Here is an 18,243-nt window from a genome sequence, read left to right on the forward strand (position 1 = left end):
GCGCTACGCTTACCGGGCCTACAATATTATGTACTTATGCCGCCGGTAATTCCGCCAGCGGCCAGCGAGGACGCACGGTCACGCCAAGATCCGCCGTTGCACCCGCTTTAAAACGCACCATGCCCGCGTAGGCGATCATCGCCCCGTTATCGGTGCAAAATTCCGGACGCGCGTAAAACACTTCGCCACGACGCTTTTGCATCATCTCGGCCAGTTTTGCACGCAGCGTACGGTTAGCGCTCACGCCCCCCGCCATCACCAGACGTTTAAAACCGGTTTGATCCAGCGCGCGTTTACACTTGATCATCAGCGTATCAACCACAGCATCTTCAAACGCACGAGCGATATCTGCACGCGTCTGATCGTCATTTTCGTTATTACGAATGGTATTCGCGGCGAAGGTTTTCAGGCCGGAGAAACTGAAATCCAGACCCGGACGGTCGGTCATCGGGCGCGGGAAGACAAAGCGTTTTTCAACGCCTTGCGATGCAAGCTTTGACAGCATTGGGCCGCCAGGATAATCCAGCCCCAGCAGCTTGGCCGTTTTATCGAACGCTTCACCGGCGGCATCATCTATCGATTCACCCAGCAATTCATACTGCCCAATACCGGTGACGCTGATCAGCTGCGTGTGACCGCCGGAAACCAGCAGCGCAACGAACGGGAAAGCAGGGGGATTATCTTCCAGCATCGGCGCCAGCAGATGCCCTTCCATATGGTGCACAGGAATTGCCGGTACGCCCCAGGCGAACGCCAGCGAACGTCCTACGGTTGCGCCGACCAGCAGCGCGCCAACCAGACCAGGACCTGCGGTATACGCCACCGCATCAATCTCTTTTGCCGTCAGTCCCGCTTCTTTCAGCGCGGCCTGGATCAGCGGTACGGTTTTACGTACGTGATCGCGCGAGGCCAGTTCTGGCACTACGCCGCCGTAGTCAGCGTGTAATTTCACCTGACTATACAATTGGTTGGCTAAAAGACCTTTTTCATCGTCGTAAATGGCGATGCCGGTTTCATCGCAGGATGTTTCAATACCCAGTACACGCATGACTTGTTTTACCTCGCTCTATTACCGCGCAGTGTAGGACCAATGCGGGTTGATGTAAAACTTTGTTCGCCCCAGGAGTTCCGCTCGTGTATACTCCTTATCCTTATAAAAGTCCCTTTCAAAATCGCGTCGGTGCTTTACAAAGCAGCAGCAATTGCAGTAAAATTCCGCACCATTTTGAAATAAGCTGGCGTTGATGCCAGCGGCAAACCGAATTTATAAAGGTGAGAGTTACATGCCGGTAATTAAAGTACGTGAAAACGAGCCGTTCGACGTAGCACTGCGTCGCTTCAAGCGTTCATGCGAAAAAGCAGGTGTTCTGGCGGAAGTTCGTCGTCGTGAGTTCTATGAAAAACCGACTACTGAACGTAAGCGCGCTAAAGCTTCTGCTGTGAAACGTCACGCGAAGAAACTGGCTCGCGAAAACGCACGCCGTACTCGTCTGTACTAATCCATTGAGAGCCAAGGCTCTCAATTCAGACAGAGTTGTAGTTGTAAGGCCGTGCTTCCGGAAGGAATGCGCGGCTTGTTTTCGTTTATACGCGTCATCATTCAAGCTGCCTCTGCGTTGGCTGCAGTCGTTCCCTCCAGTCACGTACTGATGTACGCTCCTGAGGATTCGCTCCCTTGCCGTCTTGAAGCATCTTGAATGATTTTGTGTATATAAGTCATAAAAAAATAAACGGGGCATATGGCTGGACGAATTCCACGCGTATTTATAAATGACCTGCTGGCAAGAACCGACATTGTCGATCTCATCGACGCGCGGGTAAAGCTGAAGAAGCAGGGCAAAAATTATCACGCGTGCTGTCCGTTCCATAACGAAAAAACCCCCTCTTTCACCGTAAACGGTGAGAAACAGTTTTATCACTGCTTTGGGTGTGGCGCACATGGCAACGCCGTCGACTTTCTCATGAACTACGACAAGCTCGAGTTTGTGGAAACCGTCGAAGAACTGGCCGCAATGCACAACCTTGAAGTGCCCTATGAAGCAGGCAGTGGCCCTAGTCAGATAGAGCGCCATCAACGGCAAAGCCTTTATCAATTGATGGACGGCCTGAACACTTTTTATCAACAGTCTTTGATGCAACCCGCCGCTACCCCCGCGCGCCAGTACCTGGAAAAGCGAGGATTAAGTAGCGACGTGATCACCCGTTTTGCTATTGGTTTTGCGCCCCCCGGCTGGGACAACGTCCTGAAACGGTTTGGCGGCAATGCTGAGAATCGTAAATCGCTGGTCGATGCGGGAATGTTGGTCACCAACGATCAGGGACGCAGTTACGATCGCTTCCGCGAACGGGTGATGTTCCCCATCCGCGACAAACGTGGTCGGGTCATTGGTTTTGGTGGACGCGTGCTGGGCGATGCCCTGCCGAAGTATCTCAACTCCCCGGAAACCGATATTTTCCATAAAGGCCGCCAGCTGTATGGCCTTTATGAAGCCCAGCAGGATAACGCCGATCCGCAGCGCCTGTTAGTGGTAGAAGGCTATATGGATGTGGTGGCGCTGGCGCAATACGGCATTAACTACGCTGTGGCATCCCTTGGGACGTCAACCACCGCCGATCACATCCAGTTGTTGTTCCGCGCGACGAACAACGTAATTTGCTGTTACGACGGTGACCGTGCCGGACGCGACGCAGCATGGCGCGCGCTGGAAACCGCACTGCCCTATATGACAGACGGACGCCAGCTACGCTTTATGTTTTTACCTGACGGCGAAGACCCCGATACGCTGGTGCGTAAAGAAGGGAAAGAGGCCTTTGAAGCCCGGATGGAGCAGGCGCTACCACTCTCCGCGTTTTTATTTAACAGCCTGTTGCCGCAGGTGGATTTGAGTACCCCAGACGGACGCGCACAGCTCAGCACGCTGGCATTACCGCTGATTACTCAGGTACCAGGAGAAACGTTACGCATTTATCTGCGACAGGAGTTGGGAAACAAGCTCGGCATTCTTGATGACAGCCAGCTTGAACGTTTAATGCCAAAACTGGCAGAAAATGGGGCTTCCCGCCCTGTTCCACAGCTAAAACGTACGACCATGCGTATACTTATAGGGTTGCTGGTACAGAACCCGGGGCTCGCCCCGCTGGTTCCGCCGTTAGGCGCACTGGATAGCAATAAGCTGCCTGGACTTGGCTTATTCAGAGAACTGGTCAACACTTGTCTGGCTCAGCCAGGTCTGACCACCGGACAACTTTTAGAACACTATCGTGGCACAAATGATGCTGCGACCCTTGAAAAACTGTCGATGTGGGACGATATAGCAGATAAAGATATCGCAGAAAAAACCTTCACCGACTCACTCAACCATATGTTTGATTCGATGCTTGAGCTGCGCCAGGAAGAGTTGATAGCTCGTGAGCGCACACACGGTTTAAGCAGCGAAGAACGCCGGGAACTCTGGACGCTGAACCAGGAACTGGCCAAGAAATAACAGAAAGACAAAAGTATTTAACGGCTTAACTGCCGAATATCGCTCGGGAAGCCCCCGACAGCCGCACGGAGAGGCAGCGGCAAAATATAAGTATGCCCTCGTTTTGCCGTTGGCGGTTTTACCGCCCAACACCAATCAAACGAATTAAGTGTGGATACCGTCTTATGGAGCAAAACCCGCAGTCACAGCTGAAGCTACTTGTCCAACGTGGTAAGGAGCAAGGCTATCTGACCTATGCCGAGGTCAATGACCATCTGCCGGAAGATATCGTCGATTCAGATCAAATCGAAGACATCATCCAAATGATCAATGACATGGGTATTCAGGTGATGGAAGAAGCACCTGATGCCGATGATCTGCTGCTTGCTGAAACCTCCAACAGCACCGATGAAGACGCGGAAGAAGCGGCTGCCCAGGTTCTGTCCAGCGTTGAGTCCGAAATCGGTCGTACAACTGACCCGGTCCGCATGTACATGCGTGAAATGGGTACCGTTGAACTGTTAACCCGTGAAGGCGAAATCGACATCGCTAAACGCATCGAAGACGGGATTAACCAGGTTCAATGCTCCGTTGCCGAATACCCGGAAGCCATCACCTACCTGCTTGAGCAATACGATCGTGTAGAAGCTGAAGAAGCGCGTCTTTCCGATCTGATCACCGGCTTTGTCGATCCGAACGCGGAAGAAGACATGGCGCCAACGGCGACACACGTCGGTTCTGAACTCTCTCAGGAAGAGATGGATGACGATGCAGACGAAGATGAAGAAGATGACGACGACAGCAGCGATGACGACAACAGCATCGACCCTGAATTAGCGCGTGAAAAATTCGGTGAACTGCGTACTCAGTACGAAATCACTCGCGACACCATCAAAGCGAAAGGCCGCAGCCATGCTGCCGCGCAGGAAGAAATTCAGAAGCTGTCTGAAGTGTTCAAACAGTTCCGCCTGGTGCCGAAGCAGTTCGACTACCTGGTAAACAGCATGCGCGTCATGATGGACCGCGTGCGTACTCAGGAACGTCTGATCATGAAGCTCTGCGTTGAGCAGTGCAAAATGCCGAAGAAAAACTTCATCACCCTGTTCACTGGCAACGAAACCAGCGAAACCTGGTTCAACGCGGCAATCGCGATGAACAAACCGTGGTCTGAAAAACTGCACGACGTGGCAGATGATGTTCACCGCGGACTGCAGAAACTGCAGCAGATTGAAGAAGAAACCGGCCTGACCATCGAGCAGGTTAAAGACATCAACCGTCGCATGTCCATCGGTGAAGCGAAAGCCCGCCGTGCGAAAAAAGAGATGGTTGAAGCGAACTTACGTCTGGTTATCTCTATCGCCAAGAAATACACCAACCGTGGTCTGCAGTTCCTGGATTTGATTCAGGAAGGTAACATCGGTCTGATGAAAGCGGTTGATAAGTTTGAATACCGTCGTGGTTACAAGTTCTCTACCTATGCAACCTGGTGGATCCGTCAGGCGATCACCCGCTCGATCGCGGATCAGGCACGTACCATCCGTATCCCGGTACATATGATTGAGACCATCAACAAGCTCAACCGTATCTCCCGTCAGATGCTGCAAGAGATGGGCCGCGAGCCGACGCCGGAAGAGCTGGCTGAACGCATGCTGATGCCGGAAGACAAGATCCGTAAAGTGCTGAAGATCGCTAAAGAGCCTATCTCCATGGAAACGCCGATCGGCGACGATGAAGATTCGCATCTGGGTGATTTCATCGAGGATACCACCCTCGAGCTGCCGCTGGATTCTGCTACCACCGAGAGCCTGCGTGCCGCAACGCACGACGTTCTGGCTGGCCTGACCGCCCGTGAAGCGAAAGTTCTGCGTATGCGTTTCGGTATCGATATGAATACCGACCACACGCTGGAAGAAGTCGGTAAACAGTTCGACGTTACCCGCGAACGTATCCGTCAGATCGAAGCGAAAGCGCTGCGTAAACTGCGCCACCCGAGCCGCTCTGAAGTGCTGCGTAGCTTCCTCGACGATTAATCTCGCCGCATAAGCATAAACGCCACCGCAAGGTGGCGTTTTTCTTTATAGTCCCCGCCTGGCCAGGGCGTCATTCACTTCCTGATACGCCTCCACCAGTTTATCCAGCGTAATCCGGCTTAACCCGCTGGGATTCGGCAAAACCCATATTTGCGTCGCGCCAATAGTCAGCGTTTGTTTTCCCCACTGCGCCCCACGCTGGCTGAGGCCCTGCTCAAATGCCTGCTTCCCAAGGATTGCGAGTCCGGCGGGCTGATACTCTTCTATTTTCTCAATGAGCTTACGACCGCCGTTGCGCATCTCCTGTAACTTCACTTCATTGGCTTGCACCGTCGGTCTGTCGACAAATTTAGTCACGCCGCAACGGAAGTCCAGCAGGTGTTGCGCCTCTTCGGGTTTGAGCTGGCGATCGGTAAATCCCGCCTGATGGATGACCTTCCAGAAGCGATTAGCGGGATGTGCAAAGGGGAATCCTGTACCTGCGGAAGACAACCCCGGATTGATGCCGCAAAACACCACCCGCAGCCCCGGCGCCAGTATGTCCTTAACCATAATTACTCCCATCAATACATCAGAGGAACAAGTATAACGGACTGAAAATACATTGTTTATAAAAACAGCATCCGTACGCTTATGTCTGGATTGCAACGCGGAGTTACTTTATAATCCACCGCCACGGCCCCTTAGCTCAGTGGTTAGAGCAGGCGACTCATAATCGCTTGGTCGTTGGTTCAAACCCAACAGGGGCCACCAGATAAAACAAGGAGTTAGATGAGAAATCGTCTAACTCATTTTTCTTTGGATGCAATTTGGGTCAGGTAATGGGTCAGGTAAGGAATTGCTACCCTGCCCTCTTCATCTCGCTGCCAGCATCCCCGGATAGTGATGAAAGCCAGTAGCACTGCCTGTAATATTCACCGTACCGAATTTTTACGGCTTTGCCGCAACAAGCCAGTTGCCTGCCGTGCTCGCAGAATGTCTACAGCCCGGAGATAAGGGGATTGTTCCTGCCAGTTAAATCCCTTCCTGTCGATACGCACCAGTTCGTATTTTTCCACCAGAAAATTCACGGCATCAGCCAGCGTGATTCCGGCATCGATATGTTCCTGTATAACACGTTCCTCACTGAACGGTGTGTCGTTGAGGGTGAGACCATAGTGCTGTTTCAGCAGGCGGGTCAGTAGCATTTGCCAGACAGCCACGGGTGCTAGGCAGGGCTTCGCCGCCCGCTGAGTTGTTGCAGGTAAAGTTTTCATGTTTACTCTCGTGAAGGTAATTAACGCTGAGTGGGGTAAATGGCGATGTATACGTAGCCGCAACTGCCAAGAGTATCGGCTTCGCAGGTGAAACCGTTGTGGTACAGGGTGACGCAGTGGGCGTGTTGGGGACTGAGTTCACCGGTGGTTAGCATCGACTCCATCTGGCGGATAAAGTGCGGGCATGTTTCATCCAGCTTCCGGCATTCGGTGTCACTGAACCTGCCGGTGATGCTGGCCCTGTCAGCCAGATAGTGCAGTCGGTTACCCTCCTGCACCAGACGGGCTCCCAGGCGCGGCGTGATAGCCCGCTGCAGGCCCCAGTTGATGTGGGTCATGGCGGCTCTCCTTTTATTGTCAGTTCAGGGTAATACTCATTAGGCAGGCATAAGGCCCGTTACGGTCCTGGCGGCGTTCGGCGTATACCGCGAGGACTCCGGCGATATCCGGCACATCCCTGCCGGTGTAATGGCAGACGCTACCGTGCCACTGATATTTTCCACTGCAGTAGCGAAAGATCCGGGACTCAGGATGCTGGCGGTATATCGTCATTGCCCGGCGTTTACTGATAATTTTCATGTCATACCTCACANTCCCTGCCGGTGTAATGGCAGACGCTACCGTGCCACTGATATTTTCCACTGCAGTAGCGAAAGATCCGGGACTCAGGATGCTGGCGGTATATCGTCATTGCCCGGCGTTTACTGATAATTTTCATGTCATACCTCACAACAGACCGTGTTCTGCGAACGAATAGATTTGCCTGCCACCGACAATCAGATGGTCAGGGACACGGATATCCACCAGCTGAAGCACCTGAACCAGTCGCTGCGTGAGGGTTTTGTCGGCCTGGCTAGGTGTCGTCTCGCCGGAAGGATGGTTATGCGCGAGTATCACCGCCGCCGCGTTGAAGTGCAGAGCACGTTTGACCACCTCCCGGGGATGCACCTCGGTGCGGTTAATCGTGCCGGTGAAGAGCGTTTCATGGGCAATCAACTGATTCTGGTTGTCCAGATACAACACCCGGAACTCTTCCCGCTCAAGCGCGGCCATATGCAGTCGCAGCCATTCACGTACGGCGTGGGTAGAGGTGAAGGCTACGCCGGGCTCATGCAGGTGGCGGTCCAGAGCCCTGAGCGCCCGCTGAATGAGACGCCGGTCCTGTGGCGTCATCTCGCCGGGTAAAAAGGAAAGCTGTTTCATCTGTTGCTCCTTCGGTCAGTCGATAATACGCAGAATGGCGTGNACGCCGGGCTCATGCAGGTGGCGGTCCAGAGCCCTGAGCGCCCGCTGAATGAGACGCCGGTCCTGTGGCGTCATCTCGCCGGGTAAAAAGGAAAGCTGTTTCATCTGTTGCTCCTTCGGTCAGTCGATAATACGCAGAATGGCGTGAGCCTCTGGATGTTGCATGGCATACTCCCGCAGGCGGTAATAGTGTGCGGTCATCGCGTCACATTCTGTACGACAGGCATGGTGGCTATACGCAATCAGGCAGACAGCAATACCTGCTGCTTCTGCACTCATTTGGGCATCGTTACCGTTCAGGCAGTTAAACAGACGCCATGTCTCATCGTTGTCAGGCTCGGGGGACATAAATGCGCCGCCATTGCTGAGGGTGTAGAACGACCAGATACCACCGCTGTAGCCCTCACAGAAGCGGTCCATCCAGGCGAAGATATGCGGCTCCAGGAGTAGCCACTGCGGGATAGCGCCAAAGTACTGTGGCCAGAAATCGATACGCTGTTCATCGGGGACCGGCGTGACGGTCAGTTCAAATTCGGGTTGGTTAGCGGGTGCGAGGTCGTGCTGCGTCTGTGTTGTCATGGGTATGTCTCCGTCAATAAAAACGCCAGCGGCGATGGCTGGCGTATGGGGATATAAAGTGTGTTCGGGGAGGTGAATGCGGGTAAATGCTTCGCGATCAGCGGGTGGCCGTGTCTGTACGGATGCCTGAGGTGCGGATATAGCGGTTAAGACCTTCACCGGCATCCGGCTCAAAGTTCCATGCCCGCCAGACCATCCGGCCTTCAGTATCACGAACCACCAGACGGAAGTGACTGCCCTGGTCGTCTTCGAGTGTGATATTGCTGTACGTGGTAGTGACCGCTTGCGCTTGTCTCCGGGTGAAAGGCCCCGGTGGCAGCAACACGGATTGGGTCATTTTCGGGCTCCTGATAAAAGAAAACCCCGGCAGCCTGCTAGCTGTCGGGGTGGATTTGCTGGGGAAGATACTACTATCAGTCGTTGCTGCAGTCTCCGAGAGTGGACAGAACTTTCTCAGCGTTCTTCCGGTCCGCAGTGAAGGTCCCTGCTTTGTGGTCATTGACGTAGACGTCGAACTGCCCGGCCTCAGAGATATTGCTGATGAAGTCAAACCAGGCGTTATCGCCGTTACGCCAGCCCAGGCTGGACGGAATAATGTACTGCTGGTGATCCATCACTACGGTGATAGTAGTGTCGTCATCGTGCGAACTGACCATCTTGTCATCGGCAAGGGTAAGAAAGACTGAATGCTGATAGAAACCATTCTGATCCGGGTTCCCTGTGCAGTTGATGGTAAACGTCTTTCCGCTGGCTTCGGTCACGCTGTATTCCGTATTGCCCTGACCGTAACCCTGCTGCCAGAACCCCGGGATAGCAGAGGCATTAAAGCTCGCGAGCAGTACACCCGCCAGCATAAACCGACTTAGTGAAAGTATTGTCATTCTTGTCTCCTTTGTCGTTGTTTTATTCCTGGTTCTCAGGGTTTGAGGGTATCAGCAGTCGACCCATCAGTTTGCCGTCATGGGCGTACTCAAAGTATCTTTCTTTGGTATACGGGTCCGTCACCTCCTGGTATTCCAGTTTGATGTTATCGGCAATACAAAGCGCATTCATCAGTGGCTGGACGGTTTTTTCCTGCATGTCCACGAGGTAGTAGTAACTGCCATCCTCGCAGCCATCGGGCGACTGGCGGGTACGTAAAACCTGCAAGGTGGGACCGGATAAGTAGTCAACCTGTGACCATTCTTCGCTGACATCATCCTGGTGGCTGACCACATCACTGAAACGCGGTGGGGTGAGGTCCTTAAATTTACTGATGGCCTTCAGGTCATCACTTCTGTCATCGCATGCGATGAGAAACAGAGTGGTGGCAACCAGCGCCAGCAGAGGCAGTGTTTTACGTTTCATTATTTTTTTCCTGAAATCAGACGAACCACTTTGGCAAAGACATAAATGCCCACGAAAATACCCACCGGCACGCCGACGAACGGTGTCAGCGCGACACTGGCAGCACCGGCTGCGCCACCTCCCGTCAGCAGTGCGGCAACAGTGGCAAGGGTCAGGGCCGCGAGACTGTCGGACACCCCGGTTTTGTTCAGAATGATGACGATGACAACAATGGCGATAATGGCAATAACGGGCATAGGGCTCCTCCCTGTTGCCGGGTTGATAACAACGCTTGCGCTATTCTGGTGAGCTGTTGGCCGGAACAAACGTAAGCAGTGACTGCTGGATAAAGCGAAAATGGGGTAAGGACTGAATAAAGCCCGGGTCTTCAACAAGACGACACAGACTGTCGTTACGCCGGAAAGTCTCCTGCAGGGGCTGAACCAGATGGATTTCATCCAGGGAGAATACGGCGATATGTCCGTCGTGCTCTGCCACCAGATACCAGGCCTGCTGGTGGATGAGTAACCGGCAGGGAGCCAGCCGCTCACAGCGCTGCCCCTCGGCAATCAGAGTCACCCGCCTGCGCCCGGTAATGGCCTGAATCAGTCGCCAGAAAGACAATGCGCCTGATGGCGAAGGAGCCGGACTGGCGGGTGCGATTACGCAGGGAGACTCATCGCACATCAGCAGTGCGTTTACCAGACGACGGTCAAAGCCAGGGAAAAGACCGGCCATCCCGCTGCGGTGGGCAAAGATAAGCACGTCGGGCACCATCTGCGTCTCACTGCCCGCAGTGCGTAAGCGGCAATATCCGGACTGATACTCCAGGTCCAGATACATCAACCGCTCACGAAAATCACGCCGCAGCGTGCGCACCGACACACCAAACTCAGCGGCAAGCTTACGCACACTCAGCGTTTCCCCTGCCACCAGACGGCTGATTATCAGTGACAGCCTGACAGCCAGCCGGTCATGGCGGCGTTCTGCCTGTGTCATGAGACGTTCTCCGTGAAAGTTAACTGACTGAAAATGATGTGATTACTTTAAAGAGGGGGTCGGACAGGGTATGGACACCACAGAAACTATTTTTCATTTCTGCAAAAGCCAGAGGCAGCGGGGGTTACAGGCCTCCCCTCGGTGAGTGAGGACCGTCAGCACGGTGCGATGCGGACAGGTGGTGTCCGATATTAACAAAGCAGCAACATTAAACGGTCACTGCAGTTGCGTGAGCAGGGCTTCCGCCATCACCCACAGTGCCCGGTTAAGTTTCACGTCCCCGTCAATGCTACGCACGGCACGAGTATGCGACCGTCCTCCTTTGGCGTTACGCCCGCTGAGAGCGCCCTTAATCAGGTTCTCCTGAATACGTTGGTACGTGGTCCACAGGTCATTGCTCTCATCCTGCCAGCGGCGTGGGGAGAGTATTTGCGACTCAGTCACCGGCTGGTGGTCTTCACCAAAGCGGTATGTGAGAGCGGCTTTTGCCAGTGCCTGCTGTGCCGGAGGCGGCAACAGCAACGACTGCATGGCATCCCGTTTCTCCTCCACCCGGTCAAAAATCCCCAGTACCTCATACGCGCCTTCAATCACCTGACTCACCACGTCCCCCTTGTGCGGCACCCGNGCTTTTGCCAGTGCCTGCTGTGCCGGAGGCGGCAACAGCAACGACTGCATGGCATCCCGTTTCTCCTCCACCCGGTCAAAAATCCCCAGTACCTCATACGCGCCTTCAATCACCTGACTCACCACGTCCCCCTTGTGCGGCACCCGTACCTCGCCAAACGACTCGCCACAGACAAGGCCGTTCTGACAAACCGCACGAAATAGTCCCGGCAGCATCTGGTACGAACTGCTGCCATCGTGAGAGTTGAGCAGGATTATTTCCGGCACCTGCTTACCGGTTATCTGTCCCTCACGCCGTAGACGCAGCATATGCTTGGTGTGTTCGCGACGCTCCGGATCACGCACACGGGTCTGACAGGCAAAGAATGGCTGGAAGCCTTCTCGCTGCAGGCTGTCCAGCAAGGNTTTCCGGCACCTGCTTACCGGTTATCTGTCCCTCACGCCGTAGACGCAGCATATGCTTGGTGTGTTCGCGACGCTCCGGATCACGCACACGGGTCTGACAGGCAAAGAATGGCTGGAAGCCTTCTCGCTGCAGGCTGTCCAGCAAGGAGATGGTGGGTATATAGGTGTAGCGTTCACTACGGGATTCATGTTTATCCTCGCTGAACACACTGGGCACCACGCGAAACAGCTCCTCGCGGGTTAACGGACGGTCACGACGAATAATGTTTGCAGCGCCAAAGCGCGAAGCCAGACGGGTCATAAGCAGACTCCTCATAACGGGAAAACAAATAAAGGGGATCCCCGTCGCATCNTCCTCGCTGAACACACTGGGCACCACGCGAAACAGCTCCTCGCGGGTTAACGGACGGTCACGACGAATAATGTTTGCAGCGCCAAAGCGCGAAGCCAGACGGGTCATAAGCAGACTCCTCATAACGGGAAAACAAATAAAGGGGATCCCCGTCGCATCGGCGACAGGGTCGGGGAAATAACAGGGATGGATTAAATACTCAGAAGAAGAAATCCCAGACGGCGCGGGCCACAAGACCACGGTGGTGCGCACGGCCTGAATGACAGCCCGTACCGGGGCGGGTATCAGGGGAAAGGCACTGATGCTATCGAGTACGGCCCCGACGGTTTCACCAAAATCGCTACGAGCCTGTTCCCGGACTACCGTCGTGCGAAAGGAAGACTGGAGTTGCGACACCACCGGGCTGGTGGCCTCACGTGGCAGGCACTTAATCATTCGCTCGGCCATCACCCGCAGTCCCCACTGAAGACGGACCGACACGGCACACACCGGATGTACGGGCTGGAACAGCTCATGCAGCAGACAGATTTTACGGCTGATATTCTGCTTCTGCGCCGTGGACAACGGTCCCCCACCGCTGGTGGGTTCGGCCTTATCCGACTGGCTGATAACAAACAGCACCTTTTGCCGGTATACCTCTCCAATCACCTGATGATAAAAATGTTCATCCACCGCCAGCGCCCGGTCATCGGCCTTAATCAGCCACAGAACCAGGTCGAGCCGGGGGAGTTGTTCGCGGTACATCGCAGCATACTCGGTATCGCGAGCACCACTTTCGCCCACGCCGGGCAGGTCCACCAGCGTCATATAGCGGTCGCCGACTTGCAGGCGAAAGCGCAGTGGCTCACGGGTACATGCAGCCACATCGCTGACCGGTGATATATCTCCGGCAAACAGGGCATTGCACAGACTGCTCTTCCCAACACCGGTTTTACCCATAATGCCGATCACTGGCTCGTAGCGGGTTAACTGATTTATCTGCTGCAATATACGTTCAGACACCCACTGTGGCAGACCAGCGAGCGATTGCTGAAACGGCTTCAATCCTTCAGAATTGTTCATTACTACTCCTCTGAAAAATAATACAAAAACGGCAGAATCGTGAGATTCCACCGTTAATCTGGTATGTTCAAAGGGATGATATATATCTGAAAATTATTAACTTGATCTACTTTTTGTCTTTTTTATGTGATGAAACAGCCTGCTGCCAAGCATGCTTCATTTTCTGAATAAAGAAATATTTTTCTTCAACTCCAGTGTCCCAACTATCCATGCATGCAATGATCATCTGTATTCTCATTGCAGTGTTATATGGTTTTAGGTAATGACTCCAACTTATTGATAGTGTTTTATGTTCAGATAATGCCCGATGACTTTGTCATGCAGCTCCACCGATTTTGAGAACGACAGCGACTTCCGTCCCAGCCGTGCCAGGTGCTGCCTCAGATTCAGGTTATGCCGCTCAATTCGCTGCGTATATCGCTTGCTGATTACGTGCAGATTTCCCTTCAGGCGGGATTCATACAGCGGCCAGCCATCCGTCATCCATATCACCACGTCAAAGGGTGACAGCAGGCTCATAAGACGCCCCAGCGTCGCCATAGTGCGTTCACCGAATACGTGCGCAACAACCGTCTTCCGGAGCCTGTCATACGCGTAAAACAGCCAGCGCTGGCACGATTTAGCCCCGACGTATCCCCACTGTTCGTCCATTTCCGCGCAGACGATGACGTCACTGCCCGGCTGTATGCGCGAGGTTACCGACTGCGGCCTGAGTTTTTTAAGTGTCGTAAAATCGTGTTGAGGCCAACGCCCATAATGCGTGCACTGGCGCGACATCCGACGCCATTCATGGCCATATCAATAATTTTCTGGTGTGTACCGGGCTGAGAGGCGGTGTAAGTGAACTGTAGCTGCCATGTTTTACGGCAGTGAGAGCAGAGATAGCGCTGATGTCCGGCAGTACTTTTACCGTTACGCACCACGCCTTCAGTAGCGGAGCAGGAAGGACATCTGATGGAAATGGAAGCCACGGGAGCACCTCAAAAACACCATCGTACACTAAATCAGTAAGTTGGCACCATTACCCCCGACTTAAAATGAATATGACTGCGTAACCAGGCGCAATAAAAAAAGCGAAAGAATCGCTTTTATTCTGGTTGTTTTTTCGAAGAGTGACCGTTTTCTGAGATGACAAGAAATAAGGAAGTCCTATGATCGCTAGCGGAATAGTTCAAAAACTGAATGCGCAAATGAATCAGGAGTTTTATACCTCAAATTTGTATCTTCAGCTCAGCCAGAGGTGCAGCGAGAATAGCCTTAATGGCACCGCACTATTTTTGCGTCATCAGGCGCAAAATACGGTGACGCAAATGATGCGCATGTACGAATACATCAAACAGAGCGGCGCCACGCCGGTGTTACAGGAGCAACACGCCCGGTGCGGTGAATTTTCCACGCTGGAAGATCTGTTTGAGCAGACGGTAAGCGATTACCAGAAGCGCATTAATGCGCTGACCTCTTTGACGGAAGACGCCCAGGCAGCAAACGATAAGTCAGCGATTAACTTCCTGAAGCGATACAGAAAAGAGGAAATCGTGGACGGGACGCTGTTGCAAATCATTCTGGATGAAGTCCGCAGCGCTAAAAAAGCGGGCATCAACATGCAGCAAACCGACCACTATCTGGTTGGCGTGATCGATCGCTATCACTAAATCAATTTCGCAGTACGAGGAGGTTTTACGCCTCCTCAGAAAATCTGTTTTACATCAGAAACAGAGGTTTATGCCAGTGAACATTTGATACCCAACACGTCATAGTGATTTTTTAACTTAGCGTTTTTATATCGTGCCAAAAATGTCTCTGCTTGTGTCTTTATATTAAGGAAGGTGCGAATAAGCAGGTCATTTCTTCCCAAGCTGACTCGCTGATTAAAATTTCGCGGATCTGGGCCGATTTTTTTCCCGCAAACACATCGAATCAGCCTATTTAGGCTATTTTTTCCACCATTTCTGGCGTTATTTCCGGTTTTTACTGAGATCTCTCCCACTGACGTATCATTTGGTCCACCCGAAACAGGTTGGCCAGGGTGAATAACATCGCCAGTTGGTTATCGTTTTTCAGCAGCCCCTTGTATCTGGCTTTCACGAAGCCGAACTGCCGCTTGATGATGCGAAACGGGTGCTCCACCCTGGCACGGATGCTGGCTTTCATGTATTCGATGTTGATGGCCGTTTTGTTCTTGCGCGGATGCTGCTTCAAGGTTTTTACCTTGCCGGGACGCTCGGCGATCAGCCAGTCCACATCCACCTCGGCCAGCTCCTCGCGCTGTGGCGCTCCTTGGTAGCCGGCATCGGCTGAGACAAATTGCTCCTCTCCATGAAGCAGATTACCCGGCTGATTGAGGTCATGCTCGTTGGCCGCGGTGGTGACCAGGCTGTGGGTCAGGCCACTCTTGGCATCGACACCAATGTGGGCCTTCATGCCAAAGTGCCACTGATTGCCTTTCTTGGTCTGATGCATCTCCGGATCGCGTTGCTGCTCTTTGTTCTTGGTAGAGCTGGGTGCCTCAATGATGGTGGCATCCACCAAAGTGCCTCGAGTCATCATGACGCCTGCTTCGGCCAGCCAGCGATTGATGGTCTTGAACAATTGGCGGGCCAGTTGATGCTGCTCCAGCAGGTGGCGGAAATTCATGATGGTGGTGCGGTCCGGCAAGGCGCTATCCAGGGATAACCGGGCAAATAGGCGCATGGAGGCGATTTCGTACAGAGCATCTTCCATCGCGCCATCGCTCAGGTTGTACCAATGCTGCATGCAGTGAATGCGTAGCATGGTTTCCAGCGGATAAGGTCGCCGGCCATTACCAGCCTTGGGTTAAAACGGCTCGATGACTTCCACCATGTTTTGCCATGGCAGAATCTGCTCCATGCGGGACAAGAAAATCTCTTTTCTGGTCTGACGGCGCTTACTGCTGAATTCACTGTCGGCGAAGGTAAGTTGATGACTCATGATGAACCCTGTTCCATGGCTCCAGATGACAAACATGATCTCATATCAGGGACTTGTTCGCACCTTCCAGGGGTCGGTTCCGGCTGAGGGCGAAATGACACCCTAAGCTTTCGGTTCCTTGGGCCAAAGATATTCGCCAGTCAGTAGAATGTGCGCCCAGCCCAATGGGGATATGTGGGGAAGAAATTCAGGGGGAACATCCAACCCTTCGTTCCGCCGCTCCGTGACGGCATGACCAAGATGGACGGTATTCCAGTAAATGATCACCGCAGTCAATAAATTGAGCCCAGCGATTCGGTAGTGCTGCCCCTCTGTCGTGCGATCGCGAATTTCCCCCTGCCTCCCGATACGGAGCGCATTTTTGAGCGCATGGTGGGCCTCTCCCTTGTTAAGACCGATCTGAGCACGCCGCTGCATGTCCGTATCCAGGATCCACTCAATAATGAAAAGGGTCCGTTCAATACGACCAACTTCACGAAGCGCAACTGCAAGGTTGTTTTGTCGTGGGTAAGAAGCGAGCTTGCGCAGGAGTTGGCTGGGCCTGATTTTGCCAGCGGTCATCGTCGCGGCACAACGGAAAATATCAGGCCAGTTCGCAACGATAAGATCCTCCCGGGCTTTTCCACCTACCAACTTGCGTAACTCCCTGGGGGTCGTATCGGGATTAAATACGTACAACCGCTTCGATGGCAGATCCCTGATTCGCAGAACGAGATTGTAGCCGAGCAGGCTACTGGCTCCGAACAAATGGTCGGTGAATCCTGCTGTATCGGCATACTGTTCGCGAACATGGCGACCGACCTCGTTCATCAGTAGTCCATCGAGAATATACGGTGCCTCGCTCACGGTCGCCGGGATCGACTGACAAGCGAATGGCGCGAACTGGTCGCTTACGTGAGTATACGCTTTGAGGCCGGGAACAGAACCATATTTGGCATTGACCATGTTCATGGCTTCGCCATGCCGCGCTGTCGGGAAAAACGGCACTGTTGCAAAGTTAGCGATGAGGCAGCCTTTTGTCTTATTCAAAGGCCTTACATTTCAAAAACTCTGCTTACCAGGCGCATTTCGCCCAGGGGATCACCATAATAAAATGCTGAGGCCTGGCCTTTGCGTAGTGCACGCATCACCTCAATACCTTTGATGGTGGCGTAAGCCGTCTTCATGGATTTAAATCCCAGCGTGGCGCCGATTATCCGTTTCAGTTTGCCATGNGGCACTGTTGCAAAGTTAGCGATGAGGCAGCCTTTTGTCTTATTCAAAGGCCTTACATTTCAAAAACTCTGCTTACCAGGCGCATTTCGCCCAGGGGATCACCATAATAAAATGCTGAGGCCTGGCCTTTGCGTAGTGCACGCATCACCTCAATACCTTTGATGGTGGCGTAAGCCGTCTTCATGGATTTAAATCCCAGCGTGGCGCCGATTATCCGTTTCAGTTTGCCATGATCGCATTCAATCACGTTGTTCCGGTACTTAATCTGTCGGTGTTCAACGTCAGACGGGCACCGGCCTTCGCGTTTGAGCAGAGCAAGCGCGCGACCATAGGCGGGCGCTTTATCCGTGTTGATGAATCGCGGGATCTGCCACTTCTTCACGTTGTTGAGGATTTTACCCAGAAACCGGTATGCAGCTTTGCTGTTACGACGGGAGGAGAGATAAAAATCGACAGTGCGGCCCCGGCTGTCGACGGCCCGGTACAGATACGCCCAGCGGCCATTGACCTTCACGTAGGTTTCATCCATGTGCCACGGGCAAAGATCGGAAGGGTTACGCCAGTACCAGCGCAGCCGTTTTTCCATTTCAGGCGCATAACGCTGAACCCAGCGGTAAATCGTGGAGTGATCGACATTCACTCCGCGTTCAGCCAGCATCTCCTGCAGCTCACGGTAACTGATGCCGTATTTGCAGTACCAGCGTACGGCCCACAGAATGATGTCACGCTGAAAA

The 18,243-nt window shown here is 53.3% G+C and carries 20 protein-coding genes, 1 tRNA gene and 6 pseudogenes; 5 read left to right on the top strand and 22 right to left on the bottom strand.

Features of this window, described 5'->3' with window-relative positions:
- Nucleotides 1–34 precede the first annotated feature (34 nt).
- The gene (gene tsaD, locus B9P82_RS09920) at nt 35–1,048 is read right to left on the bottom strand and encodes a tRNA (adenosine(37)-N6)-threonylcarbamoyltransferase complex transferase subunit TsaD (protein WP_003024694.1); all 1,014 of its coding nucleotides are present in this window, start codon (nt 1,046–1,048) and stop codon (nt 35–37) included.
- Nucleotides 1,049–1,283: 235 nt separating this feature from the next.
- Here tsaD and rpsU point away from each other — a divergent pair, with 235 nt between their 5' ends.
- The 3 genes from rpsU (at nt 1,284) to rpoD (ending at nt 5,494) form a co-directional block, all read left to right on the top strand.
- Nucleotides 1,284–1,499 carry a 30S ribosomal protein S21 gene (rpsU, locus tag B9P82_RS09930; RefSeq protein WP_001144069.1) on the top strand — a complete coding sequence of 72 codons (216 nt, stop codon included), beginning with the start codon at nt 1,284–1,286 and terminating at the stop codon, nt 1,497–1,499.
- 240 nt (nt 1,500–1,739) lie between these two features.
- The gene (gene dnaG, locus B9P82_RS09935) at nt 1,740–3,485 is read left to right on the top strand and encodes a DNA primase (protein ID WP_003828467.1); all 1,746 of its coding nucleotides are present in this window, start codon (nt 1,740–1,742) and stop codon (nt 3,483–3,485) included.
- 164 nt (nt 3,486–3,649) lie between these two features.
- Nucleotides 3,650–5,494, top strand: a complete 1,845-nt coding sequence (gene rpoD / locus B9P82_RS09940) for an RNA polymerase sigma factor RpoD (RefSeq protein WP_016154549.1) — start codon at nt 3,650–3,652, stop codon at nt 5,492–5,494.
- 45 nt (nt 5,495–5,539) lie between these two features.
- Here the strand turns inward: rpoD and mug are convergent, their stop codons facing one another.
- Complete coding sequence (gene mug / locus B9P82_RS09945) at nt 5,540–6,046, bottom strand: G/U mismatch-specific DNA glycosylase (protein WP_101700289.1); 507 nt, start codon at nt 6,044–6,046, stop codon at nt 5,540–5,542.
- A gap of 125 nt (nt 6,047–6,171) precedes the next feature.
- Between mug and B9P82_RS09950 the strand changes: the two genes are divergently transcribed.
- Nucleotides 6,172–6,247: transfer RNA gene (locus tag B9P82_RS09950), tRNA-Ile, on the top strand.
- A 161-nt stretch (nt 6,248–6,408) separates the two neighbouring features.
- Here B9P82_RS09950 and B9P82_RS09955 read toward each other — a convergent pair.
- The 16 genes and pseudogenes from B9P82_RS09955 to B9P82_RS10025 all read right to left on the bottom strand — a co-directional run bounded on the left by B9P82_RS09955 (nt 6,409) and on the right by B9P82_RS10025 (nt 14,316).
- Nucleotides 6,409–6,750: a TA system toxin CbtA family protein gene (locus B9P82_RS09955; protein ID WP_006812012.1), complete on the bottom strand. Its 342-nt coding sequence runs from the start codon at nt 6,748–6,750 to the stop codon at nt 6,409–6,411.
- Nucleotides 6,751–6,770: 20 nt separating this feature from the next.
- Nucleotides 6,771–7,088: a type IV toxin-antitoxin system YeeU family antitoxin gene (locus B9P82_RS09960; RefSeq protein ID WP_101700290.1), complete on the bottom strand. Its 318-nt coding sequence runs from the start codon at nt 7,086–7,088 to the stop codon at nt 6,771–6,773.
- Between the two features lie 19 nt (nt 7,089–7,107).
- Nucleotides 7,108–7,329: a DUF987 domain-containing protein gene (locus tag B9P82_RS09965; RefSeq protein ID WP_007777714.1), complete on the bottom strand. Its 222-nt coding sequence runs from the start codon at nt 7,327–7,329 to the stop codon at nt 7,108–7,110.
- A 1-nt stretch (nt 7,330) separates the two neighbouring features.
- Nucleotides 7,331–7,468 (bottom strand): DUF987 family protein, encoded by a 138-nt coding sequence (locus B9P82_RS09970; protein WP_371412082.1) that lies wholly within the window; start codon nt 7,466–7,468, stop codon nt 7,331–7,333.
- Nucleotides 7,469–7,476: 8 nt separating this feature from the next.
- Nucleotides 7,477–7,953 (bottom strand): JAB domain-containing protein, encoded by a 477-nt coding sequence (locus B9P82_RS09975; protein ID WP_000811693.1) that lies wholly within the window; start codon nt 7,951–7,953, stop codon nt 7,477–7,479.
- 57 nt (nt 7,954–8,010) lie between these two features.
- Nucleotides 8,011–8,100: pseudogene (locus tag B9P82_RS28895) on the bottom strand (hypothetical protein); the annotation flags it as partial.
- 15 nt (nt 8,101–8,115) lie between these two features.
- Complete coding sequence (locus B9P82_RS09980) at nt 8,116–8,574, bottom strand: antirestriction protein (protein ID WP_000211838.1); 459 nt, start codon at nt 8,572–8,574, stop codon at nt 8,116–8,118.
- 97 nt (nt 8,575–8,671) lie between these two features.
- On the bottom strand, nt 8,672–8,911 hold the full coding sequence (locus B9P82_RS09985; protein WP_000194654.1) for a DUF905 domain-containing protein: 240 nt from the start codon (nt 8,909–8,911) through the stop codon (nt 8,672–8,674).
- Nucleotides 8,912–8,987: 76 nt separating this feature from the next.
- The gene (gene ykfB, locus B9P82_RS09990) at nt 8,988–9,455 is read right to left on the bottom strand and encodes a protein YkfB (RefSeq protein WP_001547765.1); all 468 of its coding nucleotides are present in this window, start codon (nt 9,453–9,455) and stop codon (nt 8,988–8,990) included.
- 22 nt (nt 9,456–9,477) lie between these two features.
- Nucleotides 9,478–9,921, bottom strand: a complete 444-nt coding sequence (locus B9P82_RS09995) for a YfjS/YafY family lipoprotein (protein ID WP_016239438.1) — start codon at nt 9,919–9,921, stop codon at nt 9,478–9,480.
- On the bottom strand, nt 9,921–10,157 hold the full coding sequence (ypjK, locus tag B9P82_RS10000; protein WP_001144031.1) for a protein YpjK: 237 nt from the start codon (nt 10,155–10,157) through the stop codon (nt 9,921–9,923). Before ypjK ends, B9P82_RS09995 begins: the two co-directional genes overlap by 1 nt.
- A 40-nt stretch (nt 10,158–10,197) precedes the next feature.
- Entirely contained in the window at nt 10,198–10,899 is a 702-nt protein-coding gene (locus tag B9P82_RS10005; RefSeq protein ID WP_006812588.1) for a DeoR family transcriptional regulator, read from the bottom strand.
- Between the two features lie 216 nt (nt 10,900–11,115).
- The gene (locus tag B9P82_RS29285) at nt 11,116–11,928 is read right to left on the bottom strand and encodes a DUF932 domain-containing protein (protein WP_143704267.1); all 813 of its coding nucleotides are present in this window, start codon (nt 11,926–11,928) and stop codon (nt 11,116–11,118) included.
- Nucleotides 11,927–12,142: pseudogene (locus tag B9P82_RS10015) on the bottom strand (DUF932 domain-containing protein); the annotation flags it as partial. The pseudogene B9P82_RS10015 and the gene B9P82_RS29285, both read right to left, overlap by 2 nt.
- 340 nt (nt 12,143–12,482) lie before the next feature.
- Nucleotides 12,483–13,345: pseudogene (locus tag B9P82_RS10020) on the bottom strand (GTPase family protein).
- 273 nt (nt 13,346–13,618) lie between these two features.
- Nucleotides 13,619–14,316 (bottom strand): IS1 family transposase gene (locus B9P82_RS10025; RefSeq protein WP_246842117.1). Its coding sequence is split into 2 segments (ribosomal slippage): nt 13,619–14,067 and nt 14,067–14,316, totalling 699 coding nucleotides; the frame shifts between segments, so codons are not numbered across the junction.
- Nucleotides 14,317–14,496: 180 nt separating this feature from the next.
- On the opposite strand from B9P82_RS10025, the gene B9P82_RS10030 reads away from it, so the two are divergent.
- Entirely contained in the window at nt 14,497–14,997 is a 501-nt protein-coding gene (locus tag B9P82_RS10030; protein WP_001752509.1) for a non-heme ferritin-like protein, read from the top strand.
- A 316-nt stretch (nt 14,998–15,313) separates the two neighbouring features.
- On the opposite strand, the pseudogene B9P82_RS10040 reads toward B9P82_RS10030, so the two are convergent.
- The 4 genes and pseudogenes from B9P82_RS10040 to B9P82_RS10055 all read right to left on the bottom strand — a co-directional run.
- Nucleotides 15,314–16,294 (bottom strand): annotated as a pseudogene (locus tag B9P82_RS10040) (IS5-like element IS5 family transposase).
- 102 nt (nt 16,295–16,396) lie between these two features.
- Nucleotides 16,397–17,275 (bottom strand): annotated as a pseudogene (locus B9P82_RS10045) (Tn3 family transposase); the annotation flags it as partial.
- Nucleotides 17,276–17,328: 53 nt separating this feature from the next.
- A pseudogene (locus B9P82_RS28680) lies at nt 17,329–17,508 on the bottom strand (IS6 family transposase); the annotation flags it as partial.
- Between the two features lie 53 nt (nt 17,509–17,561).
- Nucleotides 17,562–18,243, bottom strand: a 682-nt coding sequence (locus tag B9P82_RS10055) for an IS6-like element IS26 family transposase (RefSeq protein ID WP_001704202.1), incomplete at its 5' end; no start/stop codon positions are given.

It is taken from the genome of Citrobacter sp. L55, assembly GCF_002850715.1.
Lineage (GTDB): Bacteria > Pseudomonadota > Gammaproteobacteria > Enterobacterales > Enterobacteriaceae > Citrobacter > Citrobacter braakii.